This window comes from Aestuariibacter salexigens DSM 15300, from assembly GCF_000429145.1.
Classification (GTDB): domain Bacteria; phylum Pseudomonadota; class Gammaproteobacteria; order Enterobacterales; family Alteromonadaceae; genus Aestuariibacter; species Aestuariibacter salexigens.
This window is the reverse complement of sequence record NZ_KE386852.1, coordinates 197,916-214,152: the sequence shown is the minus strand read 5'-3', so window position 1 is coordinate 214,152 and position 16,237 is coordinate 197,916. Positions and strand designations below refer to the sequence as shown.

At 49.9% G+C, this 16,237-nt stretch carries 17 protein-coding genes and 1 pseudogene; 16 read left to right on the top strand and 2 right to left on the bottom strand.

The window, feature by feature from the left end; all coding sequences use genetic code 11:
- The first annotated feature begins 135 nt into the window (after window positions 1–135).
- Genes G441_RS0117385 through xerD form a run of 4 tightly spaced genes read left to right on the top strand, consistent with a single transcriptional unit; the run spans window position 136 to window position 3,603 of the window.
- Window positions 136–1,143, top strand: coding sequence for an aminoglycoside phosphotransferase family protein (locus G441_RS0117385; protein ID WP_034475514.1), 1,008 nt, complete (start codon window positions 136–138; stop codon window positions 1,141–1,143).
- A complete protein-coding gene (murU, locus tag G441_RS0117380) occupies window positions 1,140–1,826 on the top strand; it encodes an N-acetylmuramate alpha-1-phosphate uridylyltransferase MurU (RefSeq protein WP_240485165.1) in 687 nt (228 codons plus the stop codon). The genes G441_RS0117385 and murU overlap by 4 nt, the downstream gene beginning before the upstream one ends.
- Complete coding sequence (gene djlA, locus G441_RS19795) at window positions 1,810–2,676, top strand: co-chaperone DjlA (RefSeq protein ID WP_026377511.1); 867 nt, start codon at window positions 1,810–1,812, stop codon at window positions 2,674–2,676. The genes murU and djlA overlap by 17 nt, the downstream gene beginning before the upstream one ends.
- A gap of 3 nt (window positions 2,677–2,679) precedes the next feature.
- Window positions 2,680–3,603: a site-specific tyrosine recombinase XerD gene (gene xerD, locus G441_RS19790; protein WP_026377510.1), complete on the top strand. Its 924-nt coding sequence runs from the start codon at window positions 2,680–2,682 to the stop codon at window positions 3,601–3,603.
- A 19-nt stretch (window positions 3,604–3,622) separates the two neighbouring features.
- On the opposite strand, the gene G441_RS20090 is transcribed toward xerD, so the two are convergent.
- Window positions 3,623–4,183 (bottom strand): methyl-accepting chemotaxis protein, encoded by a 561-nt coding sequence (locus tag G441_RS20090; protein ID WP_240485168.1) that lies wholly within the window; start codon window positions 4,181–4,183, stop codon window positions 3,623–3,625.
- Window positions 4,157–4,939 (bottom strand): annotated as a pseudogene (locus G441_RS20085) (PAS domain-containing protein); the annotation flags it as partial. The gene G441_RS20090 and the pseudogene G441_RS20085, both read right to left, overlap by 27 nt.
- Window positions 4,940–5,151: 212 nt before the next feature.
- On the opposite strand from G441_RS20085, the gene dsbC reads away from it, so the two are divergent.
- The 12 genes from dsbC to petA all read left to right on the top strand — a co-directional run bounded on the left by dsbC (window position 5,152) and on the right by petA (window position 16,237).
- Window positions 5,152–5,868 (top strand): bifunctional protein-disulfide isomerase/oxidoreductase DsbC, encoded by a 717-nt coding sequence (gene dsbC / locus G441_RS0117360; RefSeq protein ID WP_026377508.1) that lies wholly within the window; start codon window positions 5,152–5,154, stop codon window positions 5,866–5,868.
- A 38-nt stretch (window positions 5,869–5,906) separates the two neighbouring features.
- Window positions 5,907–7,622, top strand: a complete 1,716-nt coding sequence (gene recJ / locus G441_RS0117355) for a single-stranded-DNA-specific exonuclease RecJ (protein WP_026377507.1) — start codon at window positions 5,907–5,909, stop codon at window positions 7,620–7,622.
- The gene (locus tag G441_RS0117350; protein ID WP_026377506.1) at window positions 7,619–7,894 is read left to right on the top strand and encodes a hypothetical protein; all 276 of its coding nucleotides are present in this window, start codon (window positions 7,619–7,621) and stop codon (window positions 7,892–7,894) included. Before recJ ends, G441_RS0117350 begins: the two co-directional genes overlap by 4 nt.
- 24 nt (window positions 7,895–7,918) lie before the next feature.
- Window positions 7,919–8,626 (top strand): DNA repair protein RecO, encoded by a 708-nt coding sequence (gene recO / locus G441_RS0117345; protein ID WP_026377505.1) that lies wholly within the window; start codon window positions 7,919–7,921, stop codon window positions 8,624–8,626.
- Between the two features lie 68 nt (window positions 8,627–8,694).
- Window positions 8,695–9,426: a pyridoxine 5'-phosphate synthase gene (gene pdxJ, locus G441_RS0117340; protein ID WP_026377504.1), complete on the top strand. Its 732-nt coding sequence runs from the start codon at window positions 8,695–8,697 to the stop codon at window positions 9,424–9,426.
- A gap of 11 nt (window positions 9,427–9,437) precedes the next feature.
- Complete coding sequence (gene acpS / locus G441_RS0117335; RefSeq protein ID WP_026377503.1) at window positions 9,438–9,821, top strand: holo-ACP synthase; 384 nt, start codon at window positions 9,438–9,440, stop codon at window positions 9,819–9,821.
- 17 nt (window positions 9,822–9,838) lie between these two features.
- A complete protein-coding gene (gene rlmD, locus G441_RS19070) occupies window positions 9,839–11,191 on the top strand; it encodes a 23S rRNA (uracil(1939)-C(5))-methyltransferase RlmD (protein WP_051275698.1) in 1,353 nt (450 codons plus the stop codon).
- 7 nt (window positions 11,192–11,198) lie between these two features.
- A complete protein-coding gene (relA, locus tag G441_RS0117325; protein WP_026377502.1) occupies window positions 11,199–13,355 on the top strand; it encodes a GTP diphosphokinase in 2,157 nt (718 codons plus the stop codon).
- Entirely contained in the window at window positions 13,333–14,163 is an 831-nt protein-coding gene (gene mazG / locus G441_RS0117320; RefSeq protein ID WP_026377501.1) for a nucleoside triphosphate pyrophosphohydrolase, read from the top strand. Before relA ends, mazG begins: the two co-directional genes overlap by 23 nt.
- A gap of 215 nt (window positions 14,164–14,378) precedes the next feature.
- Window positions 14,379–14,807 carry a 50S ribosomal protein L13 gene (gene rplM / locus G441_RS0117315; RefSeq protein ID WP_026377500.1) on the top strand — a complete coding sequence of 143 codons (429 nt, stop codon included), beginning with the start codon at window positions 14,379–14,381 and terminating at the stop codon, window positions 14,805–14,807.
- Between the two features lie 12 nt (window positions 14,808–14,819).
- Window positions 14,820–15,212, top strand: coding sequence for a 30S ribosomal protein S9 (gene rpsI / locus G441_RS0117310; RefSeq protein WP_026377499.1), 393 nt, complete (start codon window positions 14,820–14,822; stop codon window positions 15,210–15,212).
- Between the two features lie 389 nt (window positions 15,213–15,601).
- Window positions 15,602–16,237 carry a ubiquinol-cytochrome c reductase iron-sulfur subunit gene (gene petA, locus G441_RS0117300; protein ID WP_026377498.1) on the top strand — a complete coding sequence of 212 codons (636 nt, stop codon included), beginning with the start codon at window positions 15,602–15,604 and terminating at the stop codon, window positions 16,235–16,237.

Sequence of the window (16,237 nt, the reverse complement as noted above, 5' to 3'; positions counted from 1 at the left end):
AAGGGTTTTGTGCTGATTTACCAACTAAAGCCGTGAAAATCCTCAAAAAAACTTCTTCAGGAGTTAAAACACATCCGGCACCTACGGTATGATTGACGTCAACACAGCTTTTTCCGGGGTGGTTTCAAACCGTTCATGTCACAACAGATTTCTCCGCCTGATGTGCGACAGCAGCAGCTGGTTGCATGGATAAACCAGCACACCGAGTATCAAACCTCCAACATAGTGATGGTATCCGGTGACGCCAGTTTCAGACGCTATTTCCGCACATTCACGTCGCCAGCGTTGATAGCGGTAGATGCACCGCCGCCCGACGAAGACAGTCAGGTATTCGTAGATGTCGCGTCAGCTTTAAGGCAACAGGGTGTTCCCGTGCCTGAAGTTTATGCGCATGATGCCGAGCAGGGCATGTATTTATTGGAAGATCTCGGTAATACCGTGCTGTCGGATACGCTAAGTGATACCAATTTTATTTCGTTATACCGGCGTGCATTGGCACTATTGCCGGGGATCCAGGCATGCACACGTACTGCAGCAGGCGAGTTGCCCCGGTTTGATGAAGCCCTGCTGGCGCGAGAATTTCATCTTTTTCGTCACTGGCTACTTGAGGAGCATTTAGGGCTGTCTGTCAATAGCGAAGAGCGCCGCATGTTAAACGACATCGAACAGCGCTTGCAGGATAATTTTTTTGCTCAGCCACAGGCTGGCGTGCATCGTGATTACCATTCGCGCAACATCATGATTGATGGTGATGAGCAGCTGCGGATTATCGATTTTCAGGATGCCGTGCTGGGCCCCATTACTTATGACGCTGTGTCGCTGCTCCGGGACTGCTACCAGTGCTGGCCAGAATCAGATGTAGAAATGCTGACACGTGAACATTGGCAGCAATGCCATCGACAATACAGCTGGCAGGAGTTTGCTCGTTGGTTTGATTTAACCGGCATCCAGCGCCATGTCAAAGCGAGTGGGATTTTTGCCCGATTGTGCCACCGTGACGGTAAATCAACGTATCTACATGACATACCTAATACACTCAGGCATCTCATCCGTGTAGGGCATCGTTACGACCAGTTTGCCGCGTTTGCAAATTGGGTGAGCTCTACTGTCTTACCTGCAGTAGAGGCGAAACTAGGTCGATGAGAACTGCAATGATACTGGCGGCAGGCCGTGGTGAGCGGATGCGGCCACTAACTGACACCACCCCCAAACCACTGTTGCAAGTGCGCGGCAAAGCGCTGATTGACTATCATCTGGAGAAACTCGCCAACGCGAATATTGAGCGCGTTGTGATCAATCATGCCTGGCTTGGTGAGCAAATTGTAGATCACGTGCGCTGTGGCGAATTTGCCGGGTTGGATATCGTTTTCAGTGCTGAAAGTCCGGTGCTCGAGACCGCTGGTGGGATTGTCAAAGCATTGCCCGCTTTGACCAAAGATAACGCCAGAGAGTTTATTGTTGTCAACGGTGATGTATTTTCTGATGTGGACTTTACGCAGCTGCCAGACAGCCTTGGCGAAGATCTGGCGCATCTGGTGATGGTGGATAATCCAGAGCAGCACCCACGTGGCGACTTTTATTATGCGCAAGGTCGGTTAAATACTGATGGACACACACGTCTGACGTATAGTGGCATCGGCGTATATCACGTTGCCATGTTCAGCCATCTGCATCCGGTCAGGGCGCCATTGGCACCCCTTTTAATCGACGCGATCGAACAACGCAGGGTTAGTGCGCAACACCACCAGGGAGAGTGGAATGATGTTGGCACCCCGGACAGGTTGGCTGCATTGAATCAGGGAGGAGCAAATGCCGGTTTGGGGTAAAATTTTAGGTGCACTGTTTGGCTTTATGGTCGGCAAAATCCCGGGCGCGATCCTGGGTTTTATTGTCGGTCACATGTTCGATCGCGGTTACAGTCAGAATTTCAATCAACTCGGTGGTTTTGGGCGCTACTTCTCCAATCCAGACAATCTTCAGCAGCAGGCCGTATTTTTTCATGCGCTGTTTTCGACCATTGGTCATATCTCTAAAGCCGACGGTCAGGTCACTCAGCGTGAAATTCAGATGGCCTCGGCCTTGATGGATGAAATGGGTCTGCAGGGTGATACCAGAAGCGAAGCGCAGCAAGCATTTCGAGAAGGCAAGGCGGCTGATTTCCCACTGCGTCAGATCCTGTCCGAGTTTCGCGAATCATGTCATGGGCGTCGTGACGTGATGCAGGTGTTTTTAGAAATCATTATCCAGACCGCGTATGTCGATGGACGGCTGGATAATGCCGAACAGCGCGTATTAGACAAGGTCGCTGAATATCTGGGGTTCCGCCAAAACGAGCTGCGTTATCTGCAATCCATGTTTGAGGCTGAAGTACGATTCAGGCAGGCTCAGGGGCGCGGCAGGCAGGGGCATTCCCGGCAGCACTCACATCGCCAGCGGCACCAGCAGCAGGCGCAATCAGGCGCCACACTCAGTGACGCTTATCGCATTCTTGGCATCGCCAGTAGCGCCGATGATCGCAGCGTAAAAAAAGCCTATCGCAAATTAATGAGTGAACATCACCCGGATAAACTGGTGTCCAAAGGTCTGCCCAAGCAGGCGATGGAAATTGCTAAAGCCAAGGCGCAGGATATTCAGGCTGCCTACGAGATGATAAAGACCAACCGAGGCATCAAGTAAAACATGGCTGACACCGCGCTGCCTGCTCTTTCCGCTGACAATCAAGGCAAAATCGAATCTTTTATTGACGCCATGTGGGTCGAAAAGGGCCTTAGCGACAATACCTTAAGCGCCTATCGAACCGACCTGATTAAATTTGCCTGTCACTTACAGGCGCATACTGCGCATGGGCAGATTGCCCTGTGTCATGCTGATGATATCCACCACTATCTGGGTAGTCGTTATGACGCTGGGCTGTCGGAGCGCAGCACTTCACGGTTTTTGAGTTCTTTGCGGGCGTTTTGTGGTTACATGATGCGTGAAAAACACCGTGATGATGATCCTTCCCGTCTGGTTAGCAACCCTAAGTTATCTAAACCCTTACCGAAGTCTTTGTCTGAACAGGAAGTCGACGCACTGCTTGACGCACCAGATTGCGACGAACCCATGCAGCTGCGCGACAGGGCTATGCTGGAAGTGCTGTATGCGACAGGGCTAAGGGTGTCTGAGTTGGTAGGTTTGAGATTGGGACAACTGAGCATGCAGCAGGGCGTTGTCAGGGTCACGGGCAAAGGCAATAAAGACCGCCTTGTGCCGCTCGGCGAGGAAGCACTGGAATGGTTACAGCTGTGGCTTAGCAAGGGACGCAGTCTGTTCCTGAAGTCTGAATCTGATATCCTCTTTCCGAGTAAAAGAGGGGTAAAAATGACCCGTCAGACGTTCTGGCATCGAATAAAATACTATGCCACGGTAGCGGGTATTAACGTTGAATTGTCGCCACATACGTTGCGACACGCCTTCGCTACCCATTTACTTAATCATGGTGCAGACCTGCGTGCCGTGCAGATGCTGCTGGGGCACAGTGATCTTTCAACCACACAGATCTACACCCATGTGGCGACGGAACGACTGCAGAAGTTGGTAGAGCAACATCATCCTCGTGGCTGATAAATTTAACACAGCTAAGTTATAGTTCATCTTCCAGATCGTTGATTGTCTCTTTTAGATCGTCAACGCGGTCGCTGATAGCCTTAATACTCTCAAATAGTGACCGAATTTTCTCTGTTGATGTGCTACTGAGTTCGCCAACGTCCTCCATTTTCTTCATCAATTGCATGATGAGATCAGTATTGCGGTTAACAACTTCACTGATTTCCTTCGAGAATTCAGATGTCTGTCCCGCTAATGTTCGCACTTCATCTGCGACCACAGCGAAGCCTCTCCCTTGTTCACCTGCTCGGGCTGCTTCGATGGCCGCGTTGAGCGCGAGCAAATTGGTTTGTTCAGCGACGCCCTGAATCTGGCTCAATATTCGATTGATATCATCGGCTTGCTTGTTTAATTCTAGACTTATTTGAGTTGCGCCAGCGATTTCCTTATCTGCTCTGCCGGAGGTTTCAACAGTTTCAGACAAGGTCTGCTTAGCCTCGCTGGCTATCTGAGAGGTATGTGTATTAAACGCATTGGTTTCTTTTTTTGCATCTAGTGCAAGACGTTGAGCATCAGTTATATCTTGCGCAAATTTCACAATACGCGTTACTTCACCATCTTCATCATAAACAGGAGAATACACCGCTTCTAAAAATACTTTGTCCCCATGTTTGTTGCGCCTTGAGAATTTTCCTGACGAGCGTTTGCCAGCGGCTAACTCTTCCCAAAAATGAGGGTGCCGTTTGTAAAACGAATCTGAGCAGAACATCTTGTGATGTTGTCCCTTTATTTCATCAAGAGAGTAGCCCATGGTGTTGAGAAAATTCTGATTCGCATCGAGGACATAGCCATCAGGCGTAAACTTGATGACCGCCATGTATTCGTCGAGTGCATTGAGTATTGCTCTATCGTCAAGAGCGTCTGCGTGAGTGTCGGTAACGTCGTAGGCTAATTTAAAGACCTTTGAGACCTTACCCTTAGAATCATTAACCGGGAAGTAGGTTGCACGTAAATATATGGTCTGGCCGGATTTTCCCACACGTTTAAAAATGCCAAATTTACGTTTTCCTTTGGCCAAATCCGGCCAAAAACGCTGATACTCATTTCCGCGCTGTTGTTGTTCATCTACTAACGCGCTGTGGTGCTGCCCTATCAGCTCTGAGGGTTGAAAATTGAATATGCTGGCAAACGTGTCATTGGCATCCACCACCGTGCCATCTGGAGTAAATTCAATGAAGCCGACATTTTGCTTCATTGCCTCTAACATTGCCTGACTTTCTTTTTCAAGACGGTGGCTCAATGCCAACTGAGAAGTCAGTTGCTCTATAATTTTATTTTTTTGACCAAATATCACGGGCACCTTCTCGCGCAGCGAATTAAACGCTTTCCTACACCAAAGTTAGTCGTAAAAGAGCAAAAGTCTATAAATAATGAGTTTGGTTAGGTAAACTGGACGTCCTACGACAAGTTTTTGAAAACATTTTCGTCAACACCCTGTCTAATGCAATAAATCTAGCGTTCACTCATTTCGATACGTTGAAAGCATAAGTGTAAATTGGAAGCAGTATGAAAAATATTTTTAAGTCGGCCTTGGTAGCAACGTCACTCGTCATGTCATTGATGGCATGTGCTGAACCGAGCGCATCCCCGGTAAAAGACAAAATTGAGTCAACATTGGGGTTGCAGGTATCGTCTGTGGCGGATTCACCGGTGCCTGGGCTGGTTCAGGTGATGACCGATCGTGGCATGTTTTACGCGTCAAAAGATGGGACATATTTTTTGCAGGCCCGCATTTTCAATTTAGATGAAGAGATGCGTAACGAGACTGAAGAAGCACTCGGCGCTATTCGTTTGGAAGGGTTGCAACAGTTTCAGGACAGCGCCGTGGTATTTAAGGCAGAAGACGAGAAATATGTCGTCAATGTGTTTACCGATATCACCTGTGGCTACTGCCGTAAATTCCACCGTGAGATCGCAAACTACAATGATCGCGGCATTACGGTGCGTTACCTGGCGTTCCCGCGCGCAGGTTTAAATAGCAAACCCTACAATGATATGGTGTCGGTTTGGTGCGCTGAGGATCCGCTTGAAGCGATGACGGCCGCCAAAGCGGATGAAGAGATTGCCAGTGCGTCGTGCAAAAACTCTGTGGCCCAGCAATACCAGTTCGGTCAGCGGGTAGGTGTAACAGGCACCCCCAATATCATTTTGCCGGATGGAACCTTAATTCCCGGATATCAGCCAGCAGATCAGTTAGAGCAGGCACTTAAACAAGTTATGTAACACAAGACGGCGCCAGAGGGCGCCGTTACCTTATCATCATGACATTATCGATTGTGCGTCGGCCCCCCGGCGATGACAGCGCGTTACCCGCAGAACTTCATCCTTTACTGCGCAGACTGTATGCCAGCAGAGGCGTTAAACTAAGCGACGATCTTGAACGTTCGTTGCAGGGATTACATCACTATCAGGCACTGGACGGCATTCAGCGTGCGGTGGCCAGGCTGATAACGGCACTAGAGCAGCAACAGAGAATAGTGATCATTGGTGACTTTGATGCCGATGGCGCCACCAGTACCGCGTTGTGCATGCTGGCGCTAAGAGCGTTTGGTGCCAACGAGCTAGACTATCTGGTGCCGAACCGGTTTGATTACGGCTATGGTTTAAGTCCGGAAATTGTCGAGCATGCTCACCAGCAGGGAGCACAGTTACTGGTCACAGTAGACAGCGGCATTGCCTGTATTACTGGAGCACAACGGGCAAAAGAACTCGGTATTGATGTGATCATTACCGATCACCACTTGCCTGGCACAACGTTGCCCGAAGCGGCGGCAATTGTGAACCCGAACCTCAGTAGCTGCGCGTTCCCTTCTAAAAACCTGGCCGGTGTTGGCGTAGCGTTTTATCTGATGTCAGCGCTGCGTGCTGAATTGCAAAAACTGGGAAAGTTTCACAACAATCCCCCTACGTTGGCGCAATGGTTGGATATCGTTGCCCTGGGGACGGTTGCCGATGTCGTCAAACTGGATGGCAATAATCGGATTTTGGTATATCAGGGCTTGCAGAGGATACGCGCGGGTCGCTGTCGGCCCGGTATTCGCGCTCTGCTTGATGTAGCAGAGCGCCCTGCGCAGTTTCTCACCTCCAGCGACCTTGGTTTTGTTCTCGGGCCGCGACTGAATGCCGCAGGACGATTGGATGACATGTCGTTGGGGATTGAATGTCTGTTAACTGACTCGTATGACGACGCGCTGAATATTGCGCGCCGTCTCGATGCGTTGAACAAAAAACGTAAGCATATTGAAAGCACCATGCAGCAAGAGGCTGAGACCCATATACAGGAATTGAACCTTAGCGCAGATGATCTGCCTCCAGCTCTGGTGTTATTTAACGAAGCCTACCATCAGGGCGTAATTGGTATCGTCGCCGGGCGAATCAAGGAAAAATATTACCGTCCAACCATTGTTATGGCGGCGCAGGATGAGCAGTTTTTAAAAGGGTCTGCACGATCGATTCCCGGTGTGCATATTCGTGATCTATTGGAAGAGGTCAATACCCGTCATCCCCGCCTGTTGGCCAAGTTTGGGGGGCACGCCATGGCAGCCGGGCTAAGCATTGCCCGTCAACACTTAAGCGACTTTGAAAAGGCACTGACGTCGATTGCCAACGAATGGCTGCAAGGCAAACCGTTAAGCGGAGAATTGTTAAGTGACGGTGAAGTGGAAGATCAGTGGTTGACACTTAACACGGCAAAGCTGCTTGCCGATGCTGGTCCGTGGGGGCAAGGATTTGAAGCACCGATGTTTGATGGTGAGTTTGCTATAGTCCAGCAGCGTCTGGTTGGCGAGAAACATTTAAAACTGGTGTTGCGCACGAGCCAGGGAGAGTTAGTCGATGCCATTGCCTTTAATATTGATCCGCAGATCTGGCCTGACGAGAGTGTACATACCATTCATGCCGTTTACCGCATGGATGTCAATCGATTCAGGGGAGAGGAAAACCTGCAACTGATTATTGAGGCTTTGGCAGCGCAATGAATAAACAGGTTGATAAGCTGCTCACCCAGCATCCCGGGCTGACCCACTCTGAAAATGTCAAAGTCGCGTCCCATGTGCAACGTGATGATGACGACTGGATATTGCATACGTTAATGCTTGAAGGGATTGATGTTCCCTTTAAATTCCGGCGCAAGCAGCAGTACCGGTCACTGGTTGGTCGGCGCGTTAATCTGACCTATTATCCGCATACCGAGAATGTCGCTGGGATAGATTTCGAAATTATGAAAGTGGTGCGTATCCGGGCGCTCTGACGCCATAGTGACAGTCGAGGTGATATGTTAAGAGTAGAAGGCGTGGTGCTGCATCGGCGAGCATATCGGGAAACCAGTTTTCTGCTCGATCTGTTTTGTCGTGAAAGCGGAAAGATCAGTGCCGTCGCTAAAGGCGTCAGGTCTGCTAAAAGTGACAGAAAAAGTCTGTTGCAACCCTTCCAGCTACTAGAATGCCACCTTTATGGCCGCCATGAGCTAAAAAATCTTGGCAGCGTAGATGCGCTGCAACCTGCGATGCAGCTACAGGGACTGAGGCTCTATTGCGCCATGTACCTGAACGAGTTGTTGAACCGTGTATTGCCGAAAGAGGAACCCTGCCCGCAGCTCTTCAATCATTATCTTAGTATCTTGCAGCAGTTTCGCCAGTTAGATGATTCGCTCAATGAGGTTGAACCTTTGCTAAGAGAATTCGAATTCGCGTTATTGTCTGAGCTCGGTTATATGCCAGATTTATGTGAGGACTCTCATGGTGAGGTCCTGCGCCATGATGGACACTACATGCTGAGTGCGGATGAGGGACTTGTCGCGAGCGCGGATAATCAGCGCAGCTTCAGGGGCGAGGCATTAATGTTGGTCAATGCACGTCAATGGGGACCCGAGTCGATGCAATGCGCCAAGCGTCTGAGCCGTCAGCTTCTGGCGCCGCTGCTGGGCGATAAACCCCTCAAAAGCAGAGAGCTCTTTGCCCCTTTTCGCACCTCAAATTCATAATAAGTGCCTGAACTATCACGACGATCTGTTATTATCCTCAGGCAAATTAATTCATAAACAGTAAGGTCATGAAAGATATTCTTTTGGGCGTCAATATCGACCATATCGCCACATTAAGAAATGCCCGTGGCACACATTACCCCGATCCTGTGCATGCTGCTGATATTGCAGAACGCGCCGGCGCTGATGGCATCACCGTGCATCTGCGTGAAGACCGCCGTCACATAACAGATCGTGACGTTGAATTACTAAGCCAGACCATCAATACCCGTCTGAATCTGGAAATGGCGGTCACCGAAGAAATGCTCAATATTGCCTGCCAAATCAAGCCGGCATTTTGTTGTCTGGTACCAGAAAAACGCGAGGAGCTGACCACTGAGGGCGGGCTTGACGTAGCTGGTAATCTGTCGCGTATCAGCAGTGCCTGCCAGCAGTTGGCCGAGCAGGGGATCCTGGTGTCATTATTTATCGATGCGGAGACCACACAGATAGATGCAGCGTGCGCAACAGGGGCACCCTACATAGAAATTCACACAGGCCAGTATGCCGAAGCGCGAAACGAAGCAGAGCAGGAAACAGAACTGACTAAGCTGGTGAAAGGCATTGAATATGCCGATGCGAAGGGATTGAAAGTAAACGCGGGGCATGGCTTGCACTATCACAATGTCAAACCGATTGCTGCGATTCCGCAACTGATCGAACTCAATATCGGTCATGCCATTATTGCCCGAGCCGCATTCGATGGTCTGCACACGGCAGTGTCAGACATGCGACGTCTGATGCTTGAAGCAAGAGTATAGTAGCCTCAACCATGGCAATTATAGGACTGGGCACCGATATCGTCGAAATAGCCCGATTTGAGGGAGACCAGTCGCGTACCGAAAAACTGGCGCGGCGAGTCCTGACAGATAATGAGTATCAGCGTTTCTTAAGTCACCCTCATGCGCACCGTTATCTGGCCAAACGTTTTGCCGCGAAAGAAGCGGCCGTCAAAGCACTGGGCAGTGGCATTGGCAACGGTGTTGGCTGGCAACAACTTGAAATACAGACATTGCAAAGTGGCGCGCCAACACTGCTGTATGAAGGGGAGTTTGCACGGCGCTGCGAGGCGCTTAATGTGACATCGGCGCTGTTGAGTATTGCTGATGAAATGCACTATGCCATCGCTACTGTCATGCTGCAGTCTGACAGTTGAGTTTGATGTAAATAACCATGGTCAAAGTATTTAAACCACAGCGTCAGTCGCAACAAACAAAACGTATAGAGTTGTATATTGACACACTTGATGTGCACGGTGTCGGCGTCAGTCGGCAGCATGCGCCGGTAGTATTTGTGCAAGGCGCCCTGCCCGGTGAGCGCTGTGAAGTGCTGGTCACTGAACGCAAAAAACGCCATTGGCAGGCAACCCTACTGAGGGTGGTTGAGCCTTCAGAACAGAGGCAAGTCCCACCCTGTAAGCACTTTTCTGTATGTGGAGGCTGTCAGACCCAGCATATGCAAGCTGATGCCATGTTGCGCGAAAAGCAGCGTGCTATTGAAGGGCTGCTGAACAGGCATATTACTCAAACTGATGAGGCTGATGTATTGCCGTGGCATCCTCCCTTGACGGACTCTGCGTTGTATTACCGACGTAAATCGAGGCTGGCGATCGACGCCAGACGCAAAGAAATCAGGATTGGCTTCAGGCAAAAGTCCTCCAGTGACGTGGTTGATATCAGTGAGTGTCCTGTCCTTACCCCATCGCTGCAGAACGCTCTGAGTGATGTTCGGCAGGTGTTCAATGACACTCAGAAAGCCAGATGGCTTGGCCATATCGGTTTGTTTGAAGGCAACGATTTTGTACAACTGCTGTTACATGCCCGACGAGAGCCGGGAGCCGGGGCCGCAGAGCTGTGTGAGCAATTGGCCCAGCTGGGTAATTATCAGGTGGTGTTAAGCACATCGAATGGATTGCACAAAGTGTTTGGCATCGAACAGCCTGCATGCTTCTCTCCTGCGCAGGCAATTGAGCTGGAAGTCTCGGCCAATGATTTTGTGCAGGTTAACGACAATATAAATCGTCGAATGGTAGAACAAGCCATGGAGTGGCTTGACCTTAACGAAGATGATCGCGTTCTGGATTTGTTTTGTGGCGTGGGTAATTTCAGTCTTCCTGCTGCACGGCAGGTGAAACACCTGCATGGCGCAGAAGGAGTGGCCAGCATGGTGCAACGGGCCGCTGCCAATGCACAAAAAAATGGCATACACAACACCGAGTTCAGCTGTGTAGATTTAAATGATGCAAAAGCAGTGTCCGAATTGCTACAGAACACGTACAACAAAGTATTGCTGGATCCCTCACGAGAAGGTGCTGAGCAGGTGGCCAAAGCGCTTGCGGCACGAGGCTGTGACACAGTGTTGTATGTTTCTTGCAACCCGACCAGTTTTGCGCGTGATGCCGGTATTCTGCTTGGGGCAGGCTATCAGTTTGCTAAAATCGGTCTGATGGATATGTTCCCCTACACCGAACACTGTGAACTAATGGCACTTTTTACACGCGCCTCAGACAAGCATAAAGGTAAGTAACGAAACTATGGTGTCGATACGCAAAGTGCATCGCTCAGAGCGTCCATCCTTCGATGAGTGGTTGGCCAGCCTTGAGCTAAGCGACAGGACCAAACAGAAACTCAGGGATACCTCTGATACGCCAGAAGTGCTGCTGGTGGGCCAGGAGATGGTGGAAATTCTGCATGAGCTGAATATGGATGATGAGACACTGCAGGCAGCTCTGGTTTTTCCGTATTGTCAGTTGCATGAATTGAGCGATGATGACGTGCTGGAAACCTTCGGCGAAAAGGTCATGCATCTGATCAGCGGTGTACGCCGAATGGACGCGATCCGCTTCCTTCAGGCCCGCAACGCTGGCAAGGCTAATGAATCCCAGATTGATAATGTCAGACGAATGTTGTTAGCCATGATTGACGATGTGCGGGCTGTGGTTATCAAAATGGCTGAGCGGATATGTGCACTTCAACAGGTCAAAAAAGACAGCGAAGAAAAACGCGTAATGCTGGCGCGCGAATGCGCGACAATATATGCGCCCCTGGCCAACCGCCTGGGTATCGGTCAATTGAAGTGGGAACTGGAAGACCTGGCGTTTCGCTATCTGCATCCGGATACGTACAAACATATTGCTAAACTGCTGGATGAACGGCGGGCTGACCGTCAGGAATATATCGAAAGTTTTGTCAGCGGCCTGCAGGCAATGCTCGACAGGGAGGGCATAAAAGCCGAGGTGTATGGCAGGCCGAAGCATATTTACAGCATCTGGAAAAAAATGCAGAAGAAGCAGCTCGACTTTGATGAGCTGTTTGACATCCGCGCGGTGCGTATTATTGCCGAACGTTTGCAAGACTGCTACGCAGCACTTGGACTCGTGCATGCGCAGTGGAAGCATATTCCAAATGAATTCGATGATTATATCGCTACACCCAAACCCAATGGCTACCAGTCTATTCACACCGTTGTACTGGGACCGCAGGGTAAGTCGGTGGAAATTCAGATCCGCACCCAGCAAATGCATCAGGATGCTGAATTGGGCGTGGCAGCCCACTGGAAGTATAAAGAAGGCAGCACCGGCAAAGAATCAGGTTATGAGGAGCGCATCAACTGGTTGCGTAAGATCCTCGCCTGGCAGGAAGAAGTTTCTGATTCCGGCGACATTATGGAAGAGTTGCGCAGCCAGGTGTTTGATGACCGGGTCTATGTGTTTACGCCGAAAGGCGATGTGATTGATTTACCGGTGGGGTCAACGCCGCTGGACTTCGCCTACTATATACACAGCAACGTCGGGCATCGCTGTATCGGGGCTAAAATCAACGGCCGTATTGTGCCATTTACTTACCAATTGCAAACCGGTGATCAGGTAGAGATTCATACAGGAAAGAAACTGAATCCAAGTCGTGATTGGATGCATCCGGGACTAGGTTATGTCCACTCGTCCCGTGCCCGCGCCAAGATCCATACGTTTTTCAAAAAGCAGGATCGCGATAAAAATATTCAGGCCGGCAAAGAGCTGCTTGAACGCGAGTTATCGAAAAACAATATCGATAGCAAAGACCTGCGCTCAGCCTGTGAACGCTTTAATGTCAATTCAGTCGACGATCTGCACGCCGCGATAGGTGCAGGTGACGTGCGATTAATGCAGGTGGTCAACTTCCTGCAGCAACTGCATCAGCCACCTCCGGCCATTGACCCGCGCGTTAAATCCAGAAAGCCGTCTCGTGCTAAGTCGCATAAAGACAGTATAGAAGTGGAAGGGGTAGGTCACCTGATGAGTCAACTGGCGAATTGCTGCAGACCATTGCCGGGTGAGCCGATTATGGGCTACATCACTCAGGGTCGAGGCGTGTCGGTACATCGAGAAAGCTGTGAACAGCTGGCTAACCTGCTGAATCAGCACCCGGAGCGGCAAATAGAGGTAAACTGGGTATCGGATGTGCAGTCCAGTTTTCGTGCTGATCTGGATATATTCTGTTCCGACCGAGACGGTATTTTGCGCGATATTACCACTGTGCTGGCGAACGAAAAGGCGGCGCTGCTGGGCGTTAACAGCCTCAGTGACACACAATACCACACCGCAAAAATCAAACTGACGATTGAGGTAAAGGATCTTAACGCCCTGTCTCGTACCATGAGCAAACTTCGGTTAGTGAAAGGAGTGGTGGATGTCGTCCGGCTGGAAAACTGACATGCCATCGCAGCCAGTTGCCAAACTATTGTGGGTCATGAAGCAGTTGCGAGACCCGCACACGGGCTGTCCCTGGGATCTCAAGCAAGACTTTGCCAGCATCGTGCCACACACTATCGAGGAGGCCTATGAGGTTGCCGATGCCATTGAACATGGCAGCATGGAAGACATTAAGGACGAGCTTGGTGACTTATTGTTTCAGGTGGTGTTTTACGCACAGTTAGGAGAAGAGCAGGATGCCTTTGACTTCAATGCAGTGGCGGCAACCATTGCCGAAAAACTGATACGCAGGCACCCGCATGTATTTGCGCAGCAACAAGCCGAGAGTGATGAACAGCTCGCTGCTCAATGGGATGCCATAAAACAGCAGGAGCGTGCCGCTAAGGGCAAGCAGGATGACAGTGTGTTGGCAAATATTCCCGTCGGTCTGGCACCGCTTATCAGGGCGCAAAAATTACAAAAGAAATGCGCCAAAGTGGGGTTTGACTGGCCTGATGCTGCACCTGTGGTAGATAAAATCCACGAAGAAATTGAAGAAGTACTGGACGCAGTTCAATCACAAACCGGTACGCATGATGAAGTGGAAGAAGAAATCGGCGACCTTCTGTTTGCAGTAGTAAACCTCTCTCGCCATCTTGGCGTGGATGCTGAGACAGCTCTGCGCAAAGCGAATAACAAATTCGAACGTCGCTTTCGCCATCTGGAGCAGTCTGTATCAGACGATAGCGTTGATCTTCGAACGTTATCTCTTGAACAATTGGAATCGTACTGGTGCGAAGCAAAAAGCCAGTTAAAACAACGTGATTGATAAATCACACGCCTTTGAGACTACAGCAACATTTTTATACAAGACGCTCGCGTTTTTGTTCAAGTTCTGTATAATGCGCGGCCTGCCCAGTTACACCCACTTTGGGAAAGTGGAAGAATCAACCGGCTCGAAGGGGTCAAGGTGTTGATTTAAGGCCTTTTCTGACTGCTAACCTGGTCAGAAAAAACGTAACGAACAGAATTAGGTAAATTTCAATGAAAACCTTTGTTGCAAAGCCAGAAAGCGTACAGCGCGACTGGTTCGTGGTTGACGCCACAAACAAAACACTGGGTCGCCTTGCGACTGAAATTGCGCGCCGTTTACGCGGTAAGCATAAGCCAGAGTACACGCCACACGTAGACACTGGTGACTACATCGTAGTCATCAATGCAGAAAAAGTGGTAGTGACTGGTAACAAGACCAAGGACAAAATGTACTACGCGCACAGCGGTTATCCAGGTGGTCTGAAAACGACTAACTTTGAAAAACTGCAGGCTGAAAAGCCGGAAATGATCATCGAAAAAGCGGTAAAAGGTATGTTGCCAAAAGGCCCTCTGGGTCGTGCAATGTTCCGCAAGATGAAAGTGTACGCGGGTGCAGAGCATAATCATGCTGCCCAGCAGCCGCAGGTTTTGGACATTTAAGGAGCGAGATAAATGGCTGATACTCAATACTACGGCACTGGCCGTCGCAAAAGTTCTACCGCTCGCGTATTCCTTCGTCCAGGTAGCGGTAACATCACTGTAAACAAACGTCCTCTTGACGAGTTCTTCGGCCGTGAAACGGCATGTATGATCGTTCGTCAACCATTGGAACTGGTCGAAATGACTGACAAATTCGACTTGTACGTCACCGTAACCGGTGGTGGTATCAGTGGACAAGCGGGTGCAATCCGTCACGGAATCACTCGTGCGCTGATGGAATATGACGAAGCGCTGCGTCCAGCATTGCGCAAAGCTGGCTACGTTACTCGTGACGCACGTCGCGTTGAACGTAAGAAAGTTGGCTTGCACAAAGCTCGTAAGCGTCCGCAGTTCTCGAAGCGTTAATTCGTTTTCATGCAATGCAAAAACCCGGCTACTCAGCCGGGTTTTTTTATACCCAAACGCGCTTCAATATCTGTTAGTACATTGGCAGCACCGCCAAATCGGTTAAAATGGTTGTTCAGTTTTCGAACAGTGTAAAATTTCGCAAACACTCCGTTCACTGCGTTTTTTATTAAAACCCTGTATAACTTGGTTTTATTCGAGTAATTCCTTGTCTTTAGCAGGGGTTATCTTTTATCATTTCCGGTTGAATAGAACACAAATTACCGGTTCGTTACTGATATCCGTAACTGACGCTTGGTGAGTTCATATTAGCTGCGTTAACACGTGGGTATAACGAGCGTCTCTACGCCAGTCAGTATTAATACGATACCGATCTTGGAGAGAAGTGGATGAGCAATGTATCGTTAGATGCGAGTGATTCGTCTAAAGCCAATGAAGACCAGCCACAAAATAATAACCGTCGTCGCTTCCTGACCGTTGCAACGTCTGTGATTGGTGGTGTAGGTGCTGTTGGTGCAGCCGTGCCGTTTATCGCATCCTGGAATCCGAGTGCCAAAGCCAAGGCTGCTGGTGCGGACGTTGAAGTCGATATCAGCAAAATTGAACCGGGCCAGCTGATTCGCGTGATGTGGCGTAGTAAGCCAGTCTGGATTGTGCGTCGCACACCAGAGCTGCTGGCGTCACTGGCTAATCATGAAGACCAGTTGCGTGATCCCAACTCTGAAGTTGAGCAGCAGCCGGCCTTTGCACAAAATCGCTATCGCTCTTTGAAAGAAGAGTACTTGATTCTGGTCGGTATCTGTACTCACCTGGGTTGCTCTCCACAGCATCTTACTGACGGGGATTTCGCCCAGTACGCTGAGGGTATTCCTGAGGGCTTCTTCTGCCCTTGCCACGGTTCCAAGTTTGATATGGCTGGCCGTGTGTTCCAGGGCGTACCAGCACCGTCAAATCTGGTGGTACCGCCTTATCAGTATTTAGACGACACCACGGTGTTAATCGGATCAGAAGCGGAGACTGCATAA